Genomic DNA, 5,188 nt, shown 5'->3' with positions numbered 1-5,188 from the left:
GCTGGCTGGGTGGCTGGCTGGCCAAGCGCGGCCCGGTGGTCAAGGATGTACAGCAGTCATCCATGGTTCCCCCACCTGCACCCAAAGTGGAAACCCAGGTGGAGCCTGTGGTTACGGAAACGGTGGAACCTGTGGTTGCGGAAACGGTCACTGTAGAACCCGTCGTTGCGCCGCAGCCCGTGATGGAACCCGTCGTTCCTGCGGAGCCTGTGGTCGCTCCTCGCGTGGTGGACGTGCCTGCGCTGTTTGTCCAGGCCTCCAAGCTGGTGGAAGGTGGCCGCTATGCCGAAGCGCTGCCCTACCTGGATGAAGTCGTCGAGGCAGAATCCAACGACGCGCTGATCTGGCTGAATCGGGGGCTGGCCCTGGCCGGGCTGGGCCGCCATGAACCTGCCATCGAAAGCTTTGACCGGGCGATCGCCCTCCAGCCCGACCTCACCGAAGCCTGGATTGGCAAAGGCGAAACCCTGGTGCTGCTAGGCCGCGAGGACGATGCCCGGGCCGCGTTTAATAAAGTCGTGGAACTGCGCCCAACCTTTGTGCGCCCTGGCTATACCCCCGTTCCCATCGTCACGCCAGAGCCAGAGGTCATCACGCCTGCGCCCGTAGAGCCGCCTGCGGTGACGGAACCTGAAATTGTAGAACTGATCAGCACGGAAGAGGTGATTGAGCTGACGCAGCAGCCCGTTCCCGAAGCGCCCGTGGCCGACTCCTTTGAAGCGCTGAAGGAATCGGTTGAAGAAGCCGTTGCGCCAATGGTGGAATCAGTAGCGGAACCTGTGGCGGAAACAGTCGAGGAAGCAATTGACACAGTAACAGAAACGGTTACCGAAACAGTGATCGAACCCGTTGTGGAACCGATCATGGAACCCGTGATGGAACCGATTATGGAACCTGTGATGGAATTCGTTGCCAAACCCGTTGCGGAACCCGTCACGGAAACCATTGAGTCTGCGATCGCCCTCCCGACTGAACCCGTCGCGGAACCCGTTCCAGAAACGCTCGTAGAACCGACCGATGGAACGCTGAAGCAAGCCTTTTTGGACGCGCTGATGCATCATTGCGGCAAGACGCTGGACACGGCAGAACCCTGGGACAAGTACATGGCGCTGTCCTACGTGGTGCGCGATCGCCTGTTTGCCCTGAGAACGCCAGAGACGGATTGGGCCACCCTGGGCGATCGCCTGGTGATTGAGCTTTCGGCAGAATATCTGCCCGGGCCCCACCTAGCCAATAATCTGTTCGCAATGGGTCTGTCGCCCGAAGCGCAGACTTCGCTAGCAGGACTGGGCATTACCCTGGAGGACTTGATCGCGCTGGAAGAAGAACCCGGTCTGGGCCGCGGCGGGCTGGGTCGGCTGATGATTTGCTACCTCGACTCGCTGGCAACGGCCACCATTCCGGCGATCGGCTACGGCATCCGCTACGAGTTCGGCATTTTCGACCAAGACTTCAGCGACGGCTGGCAGGTCGAAGTCGTGGACGAATGGCTGAAAAACGGCAACCCCTGGGAAATTGAGCGCCCGGAAGCAGCGGTGAACGTGCTGTTTGGCGGCCGCAGCGAAGCCTACATGGATGCCGACGGCCGCTACCGGATGCGCTGGGTTCCCGACGAAGCCATTCGCGCCATCCCCTACGACACCCTGATTCCGGGCTATCGCTCTGGTGCGGCCAGCCTGCTGCGCCTGTGGAAGGCAGAAACCGATGCCAACCTATCCAAGGTGCTGTATCCCAGCGACATGGAGGAATACGGCCGGGAAGTGCGCCTGCGGCAGCAGTTCTTCTTTGTGTCTGCCTCGCTGCAAGACGCAATTCGCCGACACCTAGAGGCAGGCGGCAGCATCCACACCCTGCCAGAACGAGTGACGATCCAAATCAACGACACTGACCCAATCATTGCCATTCCCGAACTGATGCGCCTGCTGATGGACGGGCACGGGCTGGAGTGGGATCAAGCCTGGGACATCACCTGCAAAACGTTTGCCTACACCAACCACAGCCTGCTGCCGGAGGCATTGGACTCTAACCACTACTCGCTGCCGACGGTGCAAAAGCTGTTCCCGCGCCACTTCGAGATTCTGCTAGACCTCAACGGCCGTTTTTTGGGCACGGTGCGCGACCAGTATCCCGGCGACGAGGGCAAGGTGATTCGCCTGTCGCTGGTGGATGAGGCGGGCGAAAAGCACTTCCGTTTGGTGAATCTGGCGCTGCTCAGCAGCTACGCGGTCAATGGCGTGTCGGCCCAACATACCGGGTTGCTGAAGCAAAAGTTCGCTGATTTTGCCGAACTGATGCCGCAGAAATTTAGCAACCAGACCAACGGCGTGTCGCCGCGCCGCTTCTTGGCGCTGAGCAATCCGCCCCTGGCCGACCTGATCACCCAAAAGCTGAGCAGCGGCTGGGTGACGCACCTGGAAACGCTGAAGGATTTGGAAGCCTATGCCGAAGACGCGGAGTTTCGGGCGCAGTGGCGACAGGCCAAGCTGATGGCAAAGCAGTTGCTCGCGGAACTCATCCAGCAGCAGTGGGGACTTTCGGTGAATCCGATGAGCCTGTTTGACCTGCAAGCGAATGAAATCCACGAGCATAAGCGCCAGCACCTCAACCTGCTGCATGTGGTGACGCTTTACAACCGGATTAAGGCAAATCCGGGGGCTGCCTTCACGCCGCGTACTGTGCTGTTTGCGGGCAAAGCCGCGCCAGACTATGCCACAGCCAAGCTGATAATCAAGCTGATCAATGCGGTGGCGGAAACGGTGAACGCAGATGGGGACGTGGGCGATCGCCTCAAAGTGGTCTTTATCAAAGACTTCACCATCAAAAATAGCCAGGTGATTTTCCCGGCGGCCGATGTGGCGGAATTCATTGCCACGGCGGGCACCGAAGCCTCTGCCACGGGCAACCTGATCGCCGCCCTCAACGGCGGCTTGCTCTTGGGCACGCTGGACGGCTCGAACCTGGAACTGGCGGATGCGGTCGGTGCAGAAAACAGCTTCCTGTTTGGGCGGACAGCGGCGGAGTCCCTGCCGCTCTACGAAGGCGACCACAACCGCTATCACCTGTACGAGTCGCTGCCCGACCTCAAGCAGGCCATCGACCAGATCGCGTCGGGAGTGTTCTCCTATGGCGATGGCGGCCTGTTCCGCCCGCTGCTGGATCGGCTACTCTACGGCGATCCCTACGGCGTGCTGGCAGATTATGCCGCCTACATAGCCGCCCAAGATCGAGTCGCCGCAGCCTACGGCGATGTCGAGGGCTGGACGCGCAAATCCATCCTGACAGCGGCGCGGGCGGGCTACTTTTCGAGCGATCGCGCGATTTACGGCTACAGCCAGTCCATCTGGAAAATTGCCACCAGCCCGCTTCAATCCTCGATGTCGCTTCCCAGCTAGTCTTCTGCTAGCAGTGGTTCAGGTTTGATTGTCGGGGTGTGAAACAAACGCAAGAGACGCTGCGTGAGCTGGAAGATTTTTCCCTACTTACGCAGCGTCTATGAACTTTACACTCAGTTCATAACCCCGTATAATCCACGCTTGAAAAAGAAAAGTTATCGTCTCGATTTCATTACTTTTTGATGGCTTCAGGTAAAGTTGCCAGTTGACATTTTTGAATGCGTTCAAGCTGTTTTTGTTTTAGTACAAGAGGTTAGCAATGGTGGGTACTGTCGTCGCCGAACTGGATGTTCACAGTCAGCGGAACTGCTATTTTTTCACGCCTGAGCAAATGGAGAAGCTGCAAAAGGAAGTTGCGGTTTCCACCGTTTTAGAGCCAGGTGTTTACACGCTGAAAATCAAGAGTGGAACCTTTAGCTATCGCGGGCTGAGTGGACACTCTGGTGAGCCTCTGGTGCTGCTGTGGATCTATGGCGGCCCATTCACCAATCGAGACACGGGGGTTTCCGTAGGCGCAACCTGGGTTTCGCTAAACGGCTACGAAGATGCAGTGACGCTGGAGGTCAAAGGGCAGACTACGGTGTCTGCTTTCTTTTTTGACACCTATCTAGAAGACAACACGGGTGAACTTTTTTTAACCGTCGCCAAGCACTAGTTTTCTAAGTGCTGCTGAGTCTACTGAGCGGCTTTCTGAGCGTTGATTTCGGGTTGGTTCGCTGAGCAGAATTGTAGCGAAAGGTACGACCCTTACCCTCGTAGGATGACACGCAGTTTCAAGGTCTGTTTTCTAAACGTTTCCTGATTTCCTACCTGCATTTCCTAATAGTTTCTCAATATTTGCCCCATTTACTTCGGTTGATTAATCATGCGCCTAAACTCTTCTGTCCTTCGACTCTCGGCTACGGTGCTGACGCTAGCCGCCGCCACAGATGCGATCGCCGCATCGCTGAATCGCCGCCCCACGCTGATTTCCCAAGTCATTGCCCAAGCGCCCCAGTTCACCCTGCCCGACTCCCTGCCCGCAGATACGGTCGTGCGGGTAGATGGCTCCAGCAGTATGCGCGTCCCCAATGAGGGGCTGAAGGGTCGCTTTGAGGGCAAATACAGCGGGTCTAGAGTAGAACTGGCCGAAAGCGGCAGTATCCCAGCGCTAGAGGCGCTCGACGCGGGCAACATCGACATTGCGGCCATCGGTCGCCCCCTGACCGAAGCAGACCGGGCCAAGGGCTTCCGAGAAGAAAAGCTAGAGCGCGAAAAGATTGCCGTGATTGTAGGCCCCAACAGCGCCTTTGACGGCGACCTCACCTTTGAGCAATTCGCTCGGATGTTTAAGGGCGAAATCACCAACTGGTCAGAAGTGGGTGGCCCAAACCTGCCAATTAAGTTTGTCGATCGCCCAGACTCTAGCGACACCCGCCTTGCTCTAAGTGGCTACGATGTCTTTAAAGAGGTGTTTGCAGGTGGGCCGATTGCGGTCGGGGCGAACGGTATGCAGGTTGCAGAAGACACCACCGAAGCCGTAACGGCGGAACTGGGCGAAAACGGCATCAGCTATGCGATCGCCGATCAGGCCATTGGCAACAGCGCCGTCAAGATCGTGCCCATGCACAAAACCCTGCCGGACGACCCCCGCTATCCCTACTCCCAGCCCCGCGCTTACGTTTATAAGGATTTGAACCCCGGCAGCGAAGCCCTGCTAGGATTTGCCACCACCGCACCGGGTCAGGAAGTGTTTGCAGCAGCCAGCCCTGCGGCATCGCCTTCCCCTAGCCCGGTTGCTGAATCCCCCTCCCCGA

3 protein-coding genes are annotated in these 5,188 nt (G+C 58.1%); all 3 read left to right on the top strand.

Translation table 11 applies throughout. The features are described from left to right. A partial coding sequence (glgP, locus tag IGS51_RS08575; protein WP_297078018.1) for a glycogen/starch/alpha-glucan family phosphorylase occupies positions 1-3,392 on the top strand: 3,392 nt, incomplete at its 5' end. Positions 3,393-3,651: 259 nt separating this feature from the next. Next, positions 3,652-4,047, top strand: coding sequence for a hypothetical protein (locus IGS51_RS08570; RefSeq protein WP_172357974.1), 396 nt, complete (start codon positions 3,652-3,654; stop codon positions 4,045-4,047). Between the two features lie 210 nt (positions 4,048-4,257). Continuing rightward, positions 4,258-5,188 (top strand): substrate-binding domain-containing protein (locus tag IGS51_RS08565; protein WP_297078017.1); only part of this gene is annotated, 931 nt, incomplete at its 3' end.

It is taken from the genome of Thermoleptolyngbya sp. M55_K2018_002 (assembly GCF_015295965.1).
In the GTDB taxonomy this organism is placed as follows: domain Bacteria; phylum Cyanobacteriota; class Cyanobacteriia; order Elainellales; family Elainellaceae; genus Thermoleptolyngbya; species Thermoleptolyngbya sichuanensis.
The sequence above is the reverse complement of the archived record's forward strand: the minus strand, read 5'-3'. Positions and strand labels throughout refer to the sequence as shown.